Origin of the sequence: Streptomyces sp. NBC_01546 (assembly GCF_045208355.1) — a bacterium.
Taxonomy (GTDB): Bacteria; Actinomycetota; Actinomycetes; order Streptomycetales; family Streptomycetaceae; genus Streptomyces.
Genome location: NZ_CP109379.1, coordinates 2,894,381 through 2,907,844, shown reverse-complemented (window position 1 = coordinate 2,907,844; position 13,464 = coordinate 2,894,381). Strand labels below are relative to the sequence as shown.

Genomic DNA, 13,464 nt, shown 5'->3' with positions numbered 1-13,464 from the left:
GGACATCAGTGCTCGGGGTTGGAGGTGACGAGCTCGGTCAGGACTCCGTGGCAGTCCTTGGGGTGCAGGAAGGTGATCCGGGAGCCCATGGAGCCGATGCGGGGCTGGTCGTAGAGGACGCGGACGCCCTTGCCGCGGATGGCTTCCGAGTCGCCGTCGACGTCCTCGGTGCCGAAGGCGATGTGGTGGACGCCCTCGCCGTTCTTGGCCAGCCACTTGCCCACGGCCGAATCCTCGCGGGTCGGCTCGAGCAGCTGGAGGTAGGAGGCGCCGCCGTCGGACGTCTCGTTGATTTTGAGCATGGCCTCGCGGACGCCCTGCTCCTCGTTGACCTCGGAGTGGAAGACCTCGAAGCCGTACGTGGCACGGTAGAACTCGACGGTCTTGTCGAGGTCGAAGCAGGCGATTCCGATGTGGTCGATCCTTGTCAGCATGGGACCAGTGCACCGCCGAGAGGGGTGGTCACGCAACGTGCCAGCGATCACACCGACAGCCCGGTGACGCCGCCGGTACTGCTCAGTACATTCAGGTAAACCCTCGTTCACTCCTCATCCTCAAGGGGCTGTGCCTCATGTCCGGAACGAACAACACCACCTCAGTGATCGTCGCCGGGGCCCGCACGCCCATGGGGCGGCTGCTCGGCTCGCTGAAGTCCTTCTCGGGTGCCGACCTCGGCGGCTTCGCCATCAAGTCCGCCCTGGACCGGGCCGGCATCGCCGGTGACCAGGTGCAGTACGTGATCATGGGGCAGGTGCTCCAGGCCGGTGCGGGCCAGATTCCGGCCCGTCAGGCCGCGGTCAAGGGCGGCATCCCGATGAACGTCCCCGCCCTGACGATCAACAAGGTGTGCCTCTCTGGACTGGACGCGATCGCGCTGGCCGACCAGCTGATCCGCGCCGGTGAGTTCGACATCGTGGTCGCCGGCGGCCAGGAGTCCATGACCAACGCCCCGCACCTGCTGCCGAAGTCTCGAGAGGGCTTCAAGTACGGCGCGATCGAAATGCTGGACGCGATGGCCTACGACGGCCTCACCGACGCCTTCGAGAACATCGCGATGGGCGAGTCGACCGAGAAGCACAACACCCGCCTGGGCATCGAGCGCGCCCCGCAGGACGAGTTCGCCGCCGGCTCGCACCAGCGTGCCGCGGCCGCGCAGAAGAACGGCGTCTTCGAGGCCGAGATCACCCCGGTCGAGATCCCGCAGCGCAAGGGCGAGCCGGTCGTCTTCTCCCAGGACGAGGGCATCCGCCCGGAGACCACGGTGGAGTCCCTCGGCAAGCTGCGCCCGGCCTTCGCGAAGGACGGCACGATCACCGCCGGCACCTCCTCGCAGATCAGCGACGGCGCGGCCGCCGTGGTCGTGATGAGCAAGGCCAAGGCCGAGGAGCTGGGCCTGGAGTGGATCGCCGAGATCGGCGCCCACGGCAACGTGGCCGGCCCGGACAACTCGCTGCAGTCGCAGCCCTCGAACGCGATCCTGCACGCCCTGAAGAAGGAGGGCCTGGAGGTCGCCGACCTGGACCTCATCGAGATCAACGAGGCCTTCGCGGCGGTCGCCGTGCAGTCAATGAAGGACCTCGGCGTGACCCCGGAAAAGGTGAACGTCAACGGTGGCGCCATCGCCCTGGGCCACCCGATCGGCATGTCCGGCGCCCGCGTCGTGCTGCACCTGGCGCTGGAGCTGAAGCGCCGCGGCGGCGGGGTCGGCGCGGCCGCGCTGTGCGGCGGCGGCGGCCAGGGCGACGCCCTGATCATCCGCGTGGCCAAGGCGTAGCCGGGTACAGCACCCGCCCGTACCCGTACGAGAACCGAGGAGCGCAGCACGTATGACGGCGGTGGACGTCCCCCAGCTGGTGGCCCAGGCACGTGAGGGCAGGCCGAGAGCGGTGGCCAGGCTGATCTCGCTGGTGGAGGGGGCGTCCCCGCAGTTGCGCGAGGTGATGGCGGCGCTGGCCCCGCTGACGGGCAACGCGTACGTGGTGGGGCTGACGGGCTCGCCGGGTGTCGGCAAGTCGACCTCGACCTCGGCGCTCGTTTCGGCGTACCGCAAGGCCGGGAAGCGGGTCGGCGTCCTCGCCGTCGACCCGTCCTCGCCGTTCTCCGGCGGCGCGCTGCTCGGCGACCGGGTGCGGATGTCGGACCACGCCTCCGACCCCGGGGTCTACATCCGGTCCATGGCCACCCGCGGCCACCTGGGCGGTCTCGCCTGGGCCGCCCCGCAGGCGATCCGGGTGCTGGACGCGGCCGGCTGCGAGGTGATCCTGGTCGAGACGGTCGGGGTCGGGCAGTCGGAGGTGGAGATCGCCGCTCAGGCGGACACCTCGGTGGTGCTGCTGGCGCCCGGGATGGGGGACGGGATCCAGGCCGCGAAGGCGGGGATCCTGGAGATCGGCGACGTGTACGTGGTGAACAAGGCCGACCGGGACGGCGCGGACGCCACCGCCCGGGAGCTGAACCACATGCTGGGCCTGGGGGAGTCCCGGGGGCCGGCGGACTGGCGCCCGCCGATCATCAAGACCGTCGCCGCACGGGCCCAGGGCATCGACGAACTCGTCGAGGCGCTGGAGAAGCACCGGGCGTGGATGGACGAGCGGGGGATCCTGGCGGAGCGGCGCACGGCGCGCGCGGCGCGCGAGGTGGAGACGATCACGGTGACGTCCCTGCGTGCCCGGATGGCCGATCTGCACGGGGACTCCCGGCTGGACGCGCTGGCGGCCCGGGTGGCCGTGGGCGAGCTGGATCCGTACGCGGCCGCCGACGTCCTGCTGGGCAGTCTGACCGAACTCTGATGCGGGACCGGCGCGGCGCCCCTAGACTGGCGAACGCCCGGATTACCCCGATTCAGGGAGTGGCTCATGGCCAAGCGCGGCAACAAGAAGCGAGCACGCAAGAAGAAGAAGGCGAACCACGGCAAGCGTCCCAACGCCTGACCGCACCGTCTGAGCAGTACGAAAGCAGCCGCGCGCCCGGCAGGGGAGCGCGGCTGCTTTCGTCCGCGGGTCAGCCGTTGCCGCCGTCCGAGTCGCTGTCCGAGTCGCCGTCCGAGTCGGACTGCGCGGTGGCCTTGCCGGTCGTGGGGTCCACGGAGGCGTCCCACGTCTTGCCGTCGGCGCCCCTCACCTCGACGTGCCAGTACGGGGCCTTGCCGTTGTCGTCTGCATCCCACTCGACCGTCCAGACCTGCCCGGGATGGGCGGCGACGGCGGCCTTGCCGGCCTGCCCCGCGGTGACCTTGGCGGCGAGCAGTTCCTTGTGCTCGCTGCTGTCCTCGCCGGTGTCCACGTTCTGTCGGGTGACCGCGCCGGTCGCGGCGTCGACCTCCGGCTCGGCGTGACCCTTGCCGTCCTTGGTGATCACGTCCACGTGCCAGACGTTGCCGTCCCGGTCGAGGGACTCGACCACTCCGGGGTAGTTCTTCAGGGCGGCGGCGATCGCGGCCTCCGCGGTGACGTCGCCCCGGGCGGCGGTGGCCGCCGGGACGGTTCTCGCCGTGTCGGCGGATGCCGCTGTCGCGGCCGCCACCGGGCCTCCCGCCATCAGGACCACGGACGCGGCCGCGGAAACGTACAGGTTGCGCTTCATGGCTGACCTCCTCAGGCCGGCCATCACCTCTGACGGTTGCCCGGCGGGCGGCCGGCAGTGAGCGTTCCCACCCATTGTCAGGCCGATCGCCGGGCAGGGCGCGGTGGCCTCAGGCCTTGCCGCGGGTGCCGCGCAGGTGGTCCGCCACCGGGTTCAGCGACTCGCGCAGCGCCGCCAGGGCCTCCGGCGGCAGCAGGTCGATGAAGTGCCGGCGGACGGACGCCACGTGGTGCGGTGCGACCTTGCGCATCGTCTCCATGCCCTCGTCCGTGAGCACCGCGAACAGGCCGCGGCGGTCGGACTCGCAGTTCACGCGGCGGACCAGGCCCGCCGCCTCCATGCGCGTGATCTGGTGGGACAGCCGGCTCTTGGACTGCAGCGTGGAGGTCGCGAGATCGCTCATCCGCATCCGGTGCTCGGGCGACTCCGAGAGGTTCACGAGGATCTCGTAGTCGTTGTTGGTGAGTCCGAAAGGCTGGAGATCCTTTTCCAGCTGGTGCATCAGCAGTCTGCTGACGTCCAGATGGGTGCGCCAGGCGCACTGCTCGGCGTCGGTCAGCCACCGGGTGGCCGTCTCGGTCTCCATGGTCTCCATGAATGAACTCTACCTAAGAAGTTGAATTACGTACAAAAATTGGTCGTGCGTCTGGGGGATCACAGTCCGAAGCGGCGCTGGAGATCACCCAGCTGCCCAGGCATCCGCGGTACGCCCAGCTGCCCGAGCGGGCCCTGGCCGGCCCCCGGAACGCCCTGCGCGTTGCCCGTGGCCGCACCGGTGCCGACCGTGCCGACCGCCTGCTCCGCCATCAGCATCTCCGATGACTGGAGCAGAACGGTTCCCGCTCCGACGAACTCGAACTGGTGCTCCTCGCCCGAGGTGCCGCCGAGGCCGGTCAGCGAGCGCAGCCCGCCCATCACGCCCGACATGTAGCCATGATCGTAGTGGTGGCACGGCGAGGGGCAGTCCGCCCAGCCCACCAGCGCCTGCGGGTCCACGCGCAGTGGCGGCTCCATGAACACCACCGGCCCGTTGGACGCCGCCACGAACTTTCCGGTACCGATCAGCGTCAGGAAGCCCGGGACGATCGACTGCTTGAGGGCGAGCGAGGGCTGGTACGCGAGCAGGTTGCCTGACCGGATCGTCAGGTTCCCGTTCTCCAGGTCGTACGAGTTCACGTCGAAGGCCCGGTCGGCCAGCAGCATCTTGCCCTGGCCCTCGGCCACCACCCAGTCGCTGGCGTGCAGCGGCGAGTGGAAGCTGGTGCGCAGCAGCCGGTCGAAGCGGCCGTTGCCGATGCCGTTGAACTCGATGCTCCCGTAGTACGAGATCATCTTGCCCTTCTGCAGGAACCACTGGCTCCCCTTGAGCTCCACGCAGAAGGTGTACGCGTTCACGTTGTCGTCGGAGGGCAGGGAGTACGGGTCGTAGACCGTTGGACCGCCGGCGCCGCCGGGTCCGGCCGTCACGGGGCCAAAGTTCACAGCTTCTCCTCCGAGGCCTGTACGTACACCGCGCCCTGGCCGGACAGCTCCAGCTGGAACGCCTCACCCGAGCCGCGCCCCACCATGTCCCGCCAGCCGAGCGCGGTGGAGAGCTTGTTGCGGACGTCGCCGTGGTGGGCGACGTACGCCTGCGGGTCCACGTGGACCGGCCGCTGGGGGGTGATGGGAAGTTCGATGACCCCGCCGTGGGCCATCACGGCGACCGCGCCGTGGCCCTTGAGCGTCGTGGTGAACAGGCCCTGGCCGGTCACCTGGCCGCGGACCATGCCCATGACCCCGCCCTGCGAGCCCATGAACATCGTGCCCTGCTGGAGGGTTCCGTCGAAGGCCAGCAGCCGGTCGGCCTCGACGTACAGCGTCTCCCCGGTCAGGCTGATCACCTGGATGTGGTGGCCGCCGTGGCCGAACATCACGGTGCCGCTGCCCTCGACCGTCATCAGCGGGGTCTGCTCGTTGGCCACCCGGCGCCCGATCATGCCCATCACCCCGCCCTGACCACCGGTCAGACTCGGGGTGAACGAGACCTCGCCGCGGTACGCGAGCATCGCGCCGCGCTGGCTGTACATCTTCTGCCCGGGGATCACCTGGGCCTCGACCATCTTCGAGTTGATCTCGCGGAACGGCATCAGATGTCGCCCCCGATGGTGTTGCGCTCGCTGGGCTGCACGTACACCAGGCCCTCGCCCTCGAAGCGGATCTGGAAGGACTCGCCGGAGCCCTCGCCGATCAGCGTGCGGAAGTTCACCCCGGACTGGAAGGACTGCCGGAGGTCGCCGGTGTGCGCGATGTACGCCCCCGGGTCGACGGAGAGCGGGTACTGGGCGCTGACGCGCAGCACCACCGCCGGGCCGTCGGACATGATCGCCGCCTGGCCCGAGCCCTCGACGGTCGTGGTGAACAGGCCGTTGCCCGTCGTCGCGCCGCGCAGACCGGTGAAGGTCGTGCCGGTGCGCAGCCCCGCGTCGGTGCACAGCAGGTTGCTGGACTCGACGTAGAGCTTCTCACCGCGCAGGCTGACCAGATTGATCTCGCTCGCGCGGTCGGCGAAGAAGCAGGTGCCGTGCCCCTGCACTTCCATCACGGTCATCTGCTCGCCGGTCAGACGGCGCGTCACCATCCCGCGGATGCCTTCGCCGCCGCCGGTCATCTTCTTGAAGGCCATCTGGCCGTCGTACGCGACCATGGAGCCGTTTTTCGCTTTCACGGCATCCCCGGTCAGGTCGACGGCGAGCACCTTGCTGCCTTGGAGTCGGAACTGAGCCACGGGATGACGTTATCGGCAGCGGGCGGACGCGAACAGGGTCTCGTGGCCGATATGCGCCACACCCGGGCGGTTTCGGGCGCGATCCGGGCGCGATCCCGGCGCGCGGGGGCGCCTTGGCCGTCCTTGGCAGCCCGCGGCCGCGCGCGGATTCCGGCGGACAGGGGCCCGGGTCAAGATCCCGCAAAGCGGCTGAGACACTGGAACGGCCCCCGGCCTCCCACCCCGAAGGTTCCCCCGTGGACATCAAGACCGCTTCCGCCCTGCACCGGCTGCGCCTCATCTCCGTCCCGGAGGCGCTGTCGTTCCCGGCTCTGCTGATCTTCGGCTCGCTGTTGAGCCGGATCTCGGACATCGACTACCTGATGATGCCGCTCGGCATCCTGCACGGGATCCTGTTCGTCATCTACGCGGTCTTCCTGCTGGATGTCTGGAACAAGGCGAAGTGGCCCGTCAAGAAGGTCGCGCTGTTCTTCGTGCTGGCGCTGCTGCCCTTCGGCGGCCTGTACGGCGACCGGCTGCTCAAGCGGGACGAGGCCGACAGCGTGATCGCGGCCCGTGCCCGGCAGGCGGCCGACGCGTGATCGTCGCGTTCTCGGTGACCCCGCTGGGGGTCGGTGAAGAGGTCGGGGAGTACGTCGCCGACGCGGTCCGCGTGGTCCGCGAGTCGGGGCTGCCCAACCGCACGGACGCCATGTTCACCACCGTGGAAGGTGAGTGGGACGAGGTCATGGACGTGGTCCGGCGTGCGGTGGCCGCCGTGGAGGAGCGGGCGCCGCGGGTCTCCTTCATCCTGAAGGCCGACATCCGACCCGGGGTCTCCGACGGAATGACCTCGAAGGTCGAAACGGTGGAACGCCACCTCGCCGGGGGCTGAGGCCCCGCCGCCGGTCACTCCCTGGCCCGGCGCGCCAGTCCCAGCGCGTAGTCCGGCCACCACGTGCCCGCCCGCGGTCCGCCGCGGCACGGGCCGTCGGACTCGCCGGGCCGCTTGATCCAGAGGTACGCGTCGACGAGCGGGTCGTCCGTCCTGTCGGTCGGCGGCGTGCCCAGCGCCCGGCCGGGCGGATTGCACCAGGCCTTCTCGCGGTCGCCGGGCAGCGGGCCCTCGCCGTTGCGGCCGGTGTCCACGACGAAGTGCTTGCCGCCGGCGGCCTTGGAGATCTCGGCGCCGTACGCCCGGGTGGCGGCCGCTGGCTGGAAGTTGGAGACGTTCAGCGCGAAGCCGTCGGCGCGCGCGAGGCCGGCCTTGGAGAGCGGCTCGACGAGGTCCAGCGGGTTCGGGATCCAGGCCGGGTTGCCGGCGTCCAGGTAGACCTTGGTGCCGGGGTTGCGCTTGAGCCGGCCGACGGCCTCGGAGAGCAGCCGGTAGCGCTCGGCGTGGTGCTCCGGCCGGGTGCAGCCGTCGACGACGTGCGCGATCGCGTCCGGCTCCAGGATGACGACGGCCTTGGTGTTCGCGATGCTGTCGGCGAAGGCGCCGATCCAGCGGCGGTAGTCCGTGGCGTTCTTGGCGCCGCCGGCCGAGCGCGGGCCGCAGCCGCGGTACGGGAGGTTGTGCGCGGCGAGCACCAGGGTCCGCCCGGTGGCCCTGGCCCCGGCCCCGGCCCGGCGGATCTCGGGCCCCGGATCGCCGCCCGGCCCCCACAGGGCCATCGGCCGGTCCGCGATCCTGCGCAGCACCTGGGCGTCGCTGTTGCGGCCCGCCGCCTCCCAGGCGGCGACCTGCCGGGCGGCATCGGTCTGCGGGTCCACCCAGTACGGGGACTCGCCGGTTCCGGTATCGGCCCCGGCGCCGGAGGGGGCGGCGGCCCCGGGCCCCGGTTCGGGCGCGGGTCCGGGTCCGCCGGAGCACGCGGCGGCCGCCGCGAGGCACAGCAGGAGGCCGAGGACGGTGACGGGACGGCGTCGGGGCACGGCGGCGGGCATCCGGCTTCCTCGGGACGAAGGGTCGGGCAGCGGACCGGGATATCGTGACATAACGGTCAGTTGCCGCCCTCTTACGACACCGTGGGGTCGCCCGTGGTCAAGGCGATCGCCAGCGGGGTGCGTTCGTAGAGGACCTGGTGGCCGTGGCGGCCCGAGACGAGCAGGCCCGCCGCGCGCAGGACCCCCAGGTGCGCCGAGACCGTCGACGGGGCGAGGCCGAGCCGGTGGGCCAGCGCGGTGGTGGAGGCGGGTTCGTCCAGCGCGCACAGCACCTCGGCCCGGGCCCGGCCCAGCAGGTGGGCCAGCGCCTGCGGGGCCGGGCCGGCCGAGGCCGTCCACAGGGCGCCGATGCCACGCGCCGGATAGACGAGCGTCGGCTGCCAGGGAGGGTCGTAGCCGCCGACCACGTCCGGCCAGCCGAACGCGCTCGGCATCAGCAGCAGTCCCTGCCCGTCCAGCACCCGGTCGTGGTGGCCGGGCCGGGTGATGGTCAGCGTGTCCGTGTCCCCGTGCCACCGCAGGTCCGGGTGGAGACCGTCGAACAAGGCCTCCAGGCCGCCGGCCGCCAGCCGCCGCGAGTGGAACACGATGTCCGCCTCCAGCAGCCCGCGCAGCCGCGGCCAGTGCGGGGCGACCAGGGCCTCCCAGGCGCGCTCGGTGAGATCGGCCAACTCCCGAACCGCCCGCGCCGGATCCGCGAGCATCCGCTGCCCGATGTCGCTCTCCAGCGCGCCGGGGGTGCAGACCAGCGAGAGCCGCAGATCCTCGCGCGCCGCCTCCGGGTCGGCGGCCCGCACCCGCGCCAGCTCCTCCTCGAGGGTGACGGACGGGCCCAGCGGCGGCGGGCTGAGAAAGTCCGGATTGTGCCCCGAGCGCGGCATCAGCAGCCACAGCGGCCGCAGGTCCAGCCCTTCGGCCGCCGCCCGTACCTGCCGGAGCCACGGCAGGTGGTAGGTGTGCCGGTAGGGGCGGAGCAGGGAGCGGACCGCCTCCTGCGTCTCCCAGCGCGGGGAGATCGCGAACCGGCAGCGCAGCAGGTCGCCGGGGCCGAAACGGAAGTGGAACCCCACGGCGCCCCCGCCTCCCCGTCCTTGTCCCTGTCCTCACCCGCGTCCGCGTCCCGGATTCGGCCCCGGATTCGGCCCGGATTCGTCCAGGCCCGAATCTCTACGGCGGCCAGGGTAGTTCCCGCGAAGCTGCCGGGCATGTCAACCGTCACCCCGGCCACCGGCTACCGGGCCGTCTTCCGGATCCGGGAATTCCGGCCCGTCTTCGCCGCGCACCTGATGTCCGTGCTCGGCGTGGTCGTCGCCGAGATCGCCCTCACCGTCCTCGTCTACCGCGCCACCGGCTCGCCGCTGATGAGCGCGCTCACCTTCGCCCTCGGCTTCCTCCCCTACGCCCTCGGCGGGACCCTGCTCGCCGGGACCGCCGACCGCCACCCCGCCCGGCGGGTGCTCGTCGCGTGCGATCTGCTCTGCGCCGCCTGCGCGGCCGCCATGGCCCTGCCGGGCACCCCGGTCGCGCTGCTCCTCGTACTGCGCTGTGCCATGGCCTTCGTGGCACCGCTGTTCCAGGGCGCCCGCAGCGCGTCCCTCGCCGACATCCTCGGCGCCGGCGACACCTTCGTACTCGGCCGCTCGCTGCTGCGCATGGTGGCCCAGAGCGCCCAGCTCATCGGCTTCGGCCTCGGCGGGCTGCTCCTCACCGTCCTCGCGCCGCGCGGGGCCATCGCCCTGACCGCCGCCGGATTCCTCGGCTCGGCGCTCCTGCTGCGCCTGGGCACGCGCGACCGCCCCGCCCGCGCGGGTACCCGCCGCTCCCCGGCCGCCGGGCTGCGCGCGGTGCTCGGGAACCGCCGGATCCGGGCGCTGACCCTGCTGTTCTGGCTGCCGCCCGTCTTCGTCGTCGTACCGGAGGCGCTGCTCGCCCCGTATACAGCCGGTCTCGGCGCGGGGACCGGGGCGCTGGGGCTGCTGATGTGCGCACTGCCCGTCGGCACCATCGCCGGCGAGCTCTGGGCCGGCTCCGCGCTCACCGCCCGAACGCGTTCACGCATCACGGTCCCCCTCGCCGCCGCCGGACTGCTGCCGCTCCTCCTCTATGCCCTGCGGCCCGGCATACCGCTCGCGCTCACCGCGCTGCTGCTCGCCGGCCTGGCCCAGGCCTACACCCTCGGGCTCGACCAGTGGTACCTCGAGGCCGTCCCCGAGGAGCTGCGCGGCCGTGCGATGACATTGCTCAGCACCGGTCTGATGACCCTGCAGGGCGTCGGCATGGCCCTGGCCGGACTCGCCGCCGAATTCCTCCCGGTCCACCGGGTCGTCACCGCTTCCGGGATCATCGGCACGGCCGTCGTCCTGCTGCTCCTCGCCGAACTCCGGTCCACCGCGCCGAAGGAGGAGCGGCCGAGGAGTGAGACGGGACTCGCCGCCAAATGACCGACCGGTAGGGTCTGGTACGTGTCCAAGCCGCTCAGCCTTCCCTTCGATCCCATCGCCCGCGCCGACGAACTCTGGCAGCGGCGCTGGGGGCCGGTGCCCTCGATGGCCGCCATCACGTCGATCATGCGCGCGCACCAGATCCTGCTCGGCGAGGTCGACGCCGTGGTCAAGCCGTACGGTCTGACCTTCGCGCGGTACGAGGCGCTGGTGCTGCTCACCTTCTCCAAGGCCGGCGAACTGCCGATGTCGAAGATCGGCGAGCGGCTGATGGTCCATCCGACGTCGGTGACGAACACCGTCGACCGGCTGGTGCGGTCCGGGCTCGTCGACAAGCGGCCCAATCCGAACGACGGCCGCGGCACCCTCGCCTCCATCACGGACAAGGGCCGTGAGGTCGTCGAGGCCGCCACCAAGGACCTGATGGCGATCGAGTTCGGACTCGGCGCGTACGACGCCGAGGAGTGCGCGGAGATCTTCGCGCTGCTGCGCCCGCTGCGGGTGGCCGCCGCGGACTTCGAGGAGAACTAGGCCCCCGTCAAGATCGAGCAAAACGGACGGTTAGGCTCAGTCGCATGAAGAAGAGCGTGCTGACCCGCTACCGGGTGATGGCCTTTGCCACTGCCGTGATGCTGCTGGTGCTGTGCACCTGCATGATTTTCAAGTACGGCTTCGACAAGGGTGCCGATCTGACGTTCGTGGTGTCCCAGGCCCACGGCGTGCTCTTCATGATCTACCTGGTCTTCGCCTTCGACCTGAGCTCCAAGGCCAGGTGGCCCTTCGGAAAGATGCTCTGGGTCATGCTCAGCGGCACCATTCCGCTGGCCGCCTTCTTCGTCGAGCGCAAGGTCCGCGCCGAGGTCGAGCCGCTGGTCAGCGACTCCCTCGCCACCGCCAAGGCCTAGTACCCGGCTCGAGCGGACGAACCCCGGGGACATCTCCCCGGGGTTTCCCATCGACATTTACTAGGACGTCCTAGTAAATTCATGGGTATGGACGCAGACGGCATCGAAGAAGGCCGCCTTCGCTGGCAGGCCCGTTACGACAAGGCACGCAAGCGCGAGGCCGACTTCACCACGCTCTCCGGCGATGATGTCGAACCGGTCTACGGGCCGCGGCCCGGCGACGAGTACGAGGGGTTCGAGCGCATCGGGTGGCCGGGGGAGTACCCGTACACCCGCGGCCTGCACGCCACCGGCTACCGGGGGCGGACCTGGACCATCCGGCAGTTCGCCGGGTTCGGGAACGCCGAGCAGACCAACGAGCGCTACAAGATGATCCTGGCCGCTGGCGGCGGCGGGCTCTCCGTGGCCTTCGACATGCCGACCCTCATGGGCCGCGACTCCGACGACCCCCGCGCGCTCGGCGAGGTGGGCCACTGCGGGGTGGCCATAGACTCCGCCGCCGACATGGAGGTCCTGTTCAAGGACATCCCGCTCGGTGACGTGACCACCTCGATGACCATCTCGGGCCCCGCGGTGCCCGCCTTCTGCATGTACCTGGTCGCCGCCGAGCGGCAGGGCGTGGACCCGGCCCTCCTCAACGGCACGCTCCAGACGGACATCTTCAAGGAGTACATCGCCCAGAAGGAGTGGCTCTTCGAACCCGAGCCGCACCTGCGCCTCATCGGCGACCTCATGGAGTACTGCGCGAAGGGCATCCCGGCCTACAAGCCGCTGTCCGTCTCCGGCTACCACATCCGCGAGGCCGGGGCGACGGCCGCGCAGGAGCTCGCGTACACCCTCGCCGACGGATTCGGCTACGTGGAGCTCGGGCTCTCCCGCGGCATGGACGTGGACCACTTCGCGCCCGGTCTCTCCTTCTTCTTCGACGCGCACCTCGACTTCTTCGAGGAGATCGCCAAGTTCCGTGCCGCGCGCCGGATCTGGGCCCGCTGGATGAAGGAGGTCTACGGGGCGAAGAGCGACAAGTCCATGTGGCTGCGCTTCCACACGCAGACCGCCGGGGTCTCCCTCACCGCCCAGCAGCCGTACAACAACGTCGTGCGCACCGCCGTGGAAGCCCTCGCGGCCGTCCTCGGCGGCACGAACTCCCTGCACACCAACGCCCTCGACGAGACCCTCGCGCTGCCCAGCGAGCAGGCCGCCGAGATCGCCCTGCGCACCCAGCAGGTGCTGATGGAGGAGACCGGCGTCGCCAACGTGGCCGACCCGCTGGGCGGCTCCTGGTACGTCGAGCAGCTCACCGACCGCATCGAGGCGGACGCCGAGAAGATCTTCGACCAGATCAAGGAGCGCGGGCTGCGCGCCCACCCCGACGGGCAGCACCCCATCGGGCCGATCACCTCCGGCATCCTGCGCGGCATCGAGGACGGCTGGTTCACCGGGGAGATCGCCGAGTCGGCCTTCGAGTACCAGCGTTCGCTCGAGAAGGGCGACAAGCGGGTCGTCGGCGTCAACGTCCACCACGGCTCGGTCACCGGGGACCTGGAGATCCTGCGGGTCAGCCACGAGGTGGAGACCGTCCAGGTGCGGGAGCTGGCCGCGCGCAAGGGCCGGCGCGACGACGCCAAGGTGTCGCAGTCGCTGGCCGCGATGCTGGATGCCGCCCGCGACGGGTCCAACATGATTCCGGCCATGCTGGACGCGGTGCGGGCCGAGGCCACGCTGGGCGAGATCTGTAACGTCCTGCGCGACGAGTGGGGCACCTACACGGAGCCGCCGGGCTTCTGACCGGTTCGACGCGAGGCCGGCCGAGGCGCCCGTACGGGGTGCCTCGGCCGGCCTT

17 protein-coding genes are annotated in these 13,464 nt (G+C 70.9%); 9 read left to right on the top strand and 8 right to left on the bottom strand.

Annotated elements, in window-relative coordinates:
- Nucleotides 1-5: 5 nt before the first annotated feature.
- Entirely contained in the window at nucleotides 6-434 is a 429-nt protein-coding gene (mce, locus tag OHA89_RS12845) for a methylmalonyl-CoA epimerase (RefSeq protein ID WP_215140252.1), read from the bottom strand.
- 137 nt (nucleotides 435-571) lie between these two features.
- Here mce and OHA89_RS12840 point away from each other — a divergent pair, with 137 nt between their 5' ends.
- The 3 genes from OHA89_RS12840 (at nucleotide 572) to OHA89_RS12830 (ending at nucleotide 2,930) form a co-directional block, all read left to right on the top strand.
- Nucleotides 572-1,774, top strand: coding sequence for an acetyl-CoA C-acetyltransferase (locus tag OHA89_RS12840; RefSeq protein WP_215140251.1), 1,203 nt, complete (start codon nucleotides 572-574; stop codon nucleotides 1,772-1,774).
- Between the two features lie 52 nt (nucleotides 1,775-1,826).
- On the top strand, nucleotides 1,827-2,789 hold the full coding sequence (gene meaB, locus OHA89_RS12835; RefSeq protein WP_266614912.1) for a methylmalonyl Co-A mutase-associated GTPase MeaB: 963 nt from the start codon (nucleotides 1,827-1,829) through the stop codon (nucleotides 2,787-2,789).
- A gap of 66 nt (nucleotides 2,790-2,855) precedes the next feature.
- A complete protein-coding gene (locus OHA89_RS12830) occupies nucleotides 2,856-2,930 on the top strand; it encodes a 50S ribosomal protein bL37 (protein ID WP_099895366.1) in 75 nt (24 codons plus the stop codon).
- Nucleotides 2,931-3,000: 70 nt separating this feature from the next.
- Here OHA89_RS12830 and OHA89_RS12825 read toward each other — a convergent pair whose 3' ends face one another.
- The 5 genes from OHA89_RS12825 to OHA89_RS12805 all read right to left on the bottom strand — a co-directional run bounded on the left by OHA89_RS12825 (nucleotide 3,001) and on the right by OHA89_RS12805 (nucleotide 6,349).
- A complete protein-coding gene (locus OHA89_RS12825; protein ID WP_406366210.1) occupies nucleotides 3,001-3,582 on the bottom strand; it encodes a PepSY domain-containing protein in 582 nt (193 codons plus the stop codon).
- A 109-nt stretch (nucleotides 3,583-3,691) separates the two neighbouring features.
- Nucleotides 3,692-4,168: a MarR family winged helix-turn-helix transcriptional regulator gene (locus tag OHA89_RS12820; protein ID WP_215140274.1), complete on the bottom strand. Its 477-nt coding sequence runs from the start codon at nucleotides 4,166-4,168 to the stop codon at nucleotides 3,692-3,694.
- 68 nt (nucleotides 4,169-4,236) lie between these two features.
- Complete coding sequence (locus tag OHA89_RS12815) at nucleotides 4,237-5,064, bottom strand: AIM24 family protein (RefSeq protein ID WP_406366208.1); 828 nt, start codon at nucleotides 5,062-5,064, stop codon at nucleotides 4,237-4,239.
- Nucleotides 5,061-5,711: an AIM24 family protein gene (locus OHA89_RS12810; RefSeq protein WP_215140247.1), complete on the bottom strand. Its 651-nt coding sequence runs from the start codon at nucleotides 5,709-5,711 to the stop codon at nucleotides 5,061-5,063. The genes OHA89_RS12815 and OHA89_RS12810 overlap by 4 nt, the downstream gene beginning before the upstream one ends.
- Complete coding sequence (locus OHA89_RS12805) at nucleotides 5,711-6,349, bottom strand: AIM24 family protein (protein WP_215140246.1); 639 nt, start codon at nucleotides 6,347-6,349, stop codon at nucleotides 5,711-5,713. Before OHA89_RS12805 ends, OHA89_RS12810 begins: the two co-directional genes overlap by 1 nt.
- Nucleotides 6,350-6,585: 236 nt before the next feature.
- On the opposite strand from OHA89_RS12805, the gene OHA89_RS12800 reads away from it, so the two are divergent.
- Together OHA89_RS12800 and OHA89_RS12795 are read left to right on the top strand one after the other, a co-directional pair.
- Nucleotides 6,586-6,930, top strand: coding sequence for a DUF3817 domain-containing protein (locus OHA89_RS12800; RefSeq protein WP_215140245.1), 345 nt, complete (start codon nucleotides 6,586-6,588; stop codon nucleotides 6,928-6,930).
- A complete protein-coding gene (locus tag OHA89_RS12795) occupies nucleotides 6,927-7,223 on the top strand; it encodes an MTH1187 family thiamine-binding protein (protein ID WP_257554101.1) in 297 nt (98 codons plus the stop codon). Before OHA89_RS12800 ends, OHA89_RS12795 begins: the two co-directional genes overlap by 4 nt.
- A gap of 14 nt (nucleotides 7,224-7,237) precedes the next feature.
- On the opposite strand, the gene OHA89_RS12790 is transcribed toward OHA89_RS12795, so the two are convergent.
- The gene (locus OHA89_RS12790) at nucleotides 7,238-8,275 is read right to left on the bottom strand and encodes a glycoside hydrolase family 6 protein (RefSeq protein WP_406366206.1); all 1,038 of its coding nucleotides are present in this window, start codon (nucleotides 8,273-8,275) and stop codon (nucleotides 7,238-7,240) included.
- A 71-nt stretch (nucleotides 8,276-8,346) separates the two neighbouring features.
- The gene (locus OHA89_RS12785) at nucleotides 8,347-9,345 is read right to left on the bottom strand and encodes a DUF5937 family protein (RefSeq protein ID WP_406366205.1); all 999 of its coding nucleotides are present in this window, start codon (nucleotides 9,343-9,345) and stop codon (nucleotides 8,347-8,349) included.
- Between the two features lie 135 nt (nucleotides 9,346-9,480).
- On the opposite strand from OHA89_RS12785, the gene OHA89_RS12780 reads away from it, so the two are divergent.
- The 4 genes from OHA89_RS12780 (at nucleotide 9,481) to OHA89_RS12765 (ending at nucleotide 13,409) form a co-directional block, all read left to right on the top strand.
- Nucleotides 9,481-10,716: an MFS transporter gene (locus tag OHA89_RS12780; protein ID WP_266614900.1), complete on the top strand. Its 1,236-nt coding sequence runs from the start codon at nucleotides 9,481-9,483 to the stop codon at nucleotides 10,714-10,716.
- 21 nt (nucleotides 10,717-10,737) lie between these two features.
- On the top strand, nucleotides 10,738-11,247 hold the full coding sequence (locus OHA89_RS12775; protein WP_215140239.1) for a MarR family winged helix-turn-helix transcriptional regulator: 510 nt from the start codon (nucleotides 10,738-10,740) through the stop codon (nucleotides 11,245-11,247).
- 44 nt (nucleotides 11,248-11,291) lie between these two features.
- Nucleotides 11,292-11,621 (top strand): DUF3817 domain-containing protein, encoded by a 330-nt coding sequence (locus tag OHA89_RS12770; protein ID WP_215140238.1) that lies wholly within the window; start codon nucleotides 11,292-11,294, stop codon nucleotides 11,619-11,621.
- Nucleotides 11,622-11,708: 87 nt separating this feature from the next.
- Nucleotides 11,709-13,409 carry a methylmalonyl-CoA mutase gene (locus tag OHA89_RS12765; protein WP_215140237.1) on the top strand — a complete coding sequence of 567 codons (1,701 nt, stop codon included), beginning with the start codon at nucleotides 11,709-11,711 and terminating at the stop codon, nucleotides 13,407-13,409.
- The last annotated feature ends 55 nt before the right edge of the window (nucleotides 13,410-13,464 follow it).

Coding starts and splice junctions, on each gene's coding strand:
- OHA89_RS12780 (WP_266614900.1), top strand. CDS start 9,481: ATGTCAACCGTCACCCCGGCCACCGGCTACCGGGCCGTCTTCCGGATC.
- OHA89_RS12840 (WP_215140251.1), top strand. CDS start 572: ATGTCCGGAACGAACAACACCACCTCAGTGATCGTCGCCGGGGCCCGC.
- meaB (WP_266614912.1), top strand. CDS start 1,827: ATGACGGCGGTGGACGTCCCCCAGCTGGTGGCCCAGGCACGTGAGGGC.
- OHA89_RS12765 (WP_215140237.1), top strand. CDS start 11,709: ATGGACGCAGACGGCATCGAAGAAGGCCGCCTTCGCTGGCAGGCCCGT.
- mce (WP_215140252.1), bottom strand. CDS start 434: ATGCTGACAAGGATCGACCACATCGGAATCGCCTGCTTCGACCTCGAC.
- OHA89_RS12825 (WP_406366210.1), bottom strand. CDS start 3,582: ATGAAGCGCAACCTGTACGTTTCCGCGGCCGCGTCCGTGGTCCTGATG.
- OHA89_RS12820 (WP_215140274.1), bottom strand. CDS start 4,168: ATGGAGACCGAGACGGCCACCCGGTGGCTGACCGACGCCGAGCAGTGC.
- OHA89_RS12790 (WP_406366206.1), bottom strand. CDS start 8,275: ATGCCCGCCGCCGTGCCCCGACGCCGTCCCGTCACCGTCCTCGGCCTC.
- OHA89_RS12770 (WP_215140238.1), top strand. CDS start 11,292: ATGAAGAAGAGCGTGCTGACCCGCTACCGGGTGATGGCCTTTGCCACT.
- OHA89_RS12810 (WP_215140247.1), bottom strand. CDS start 5,711: ATGCCGTTCCGCGAGATCAACTCGAAGATGGTCGAGGCCCAGGTGATC.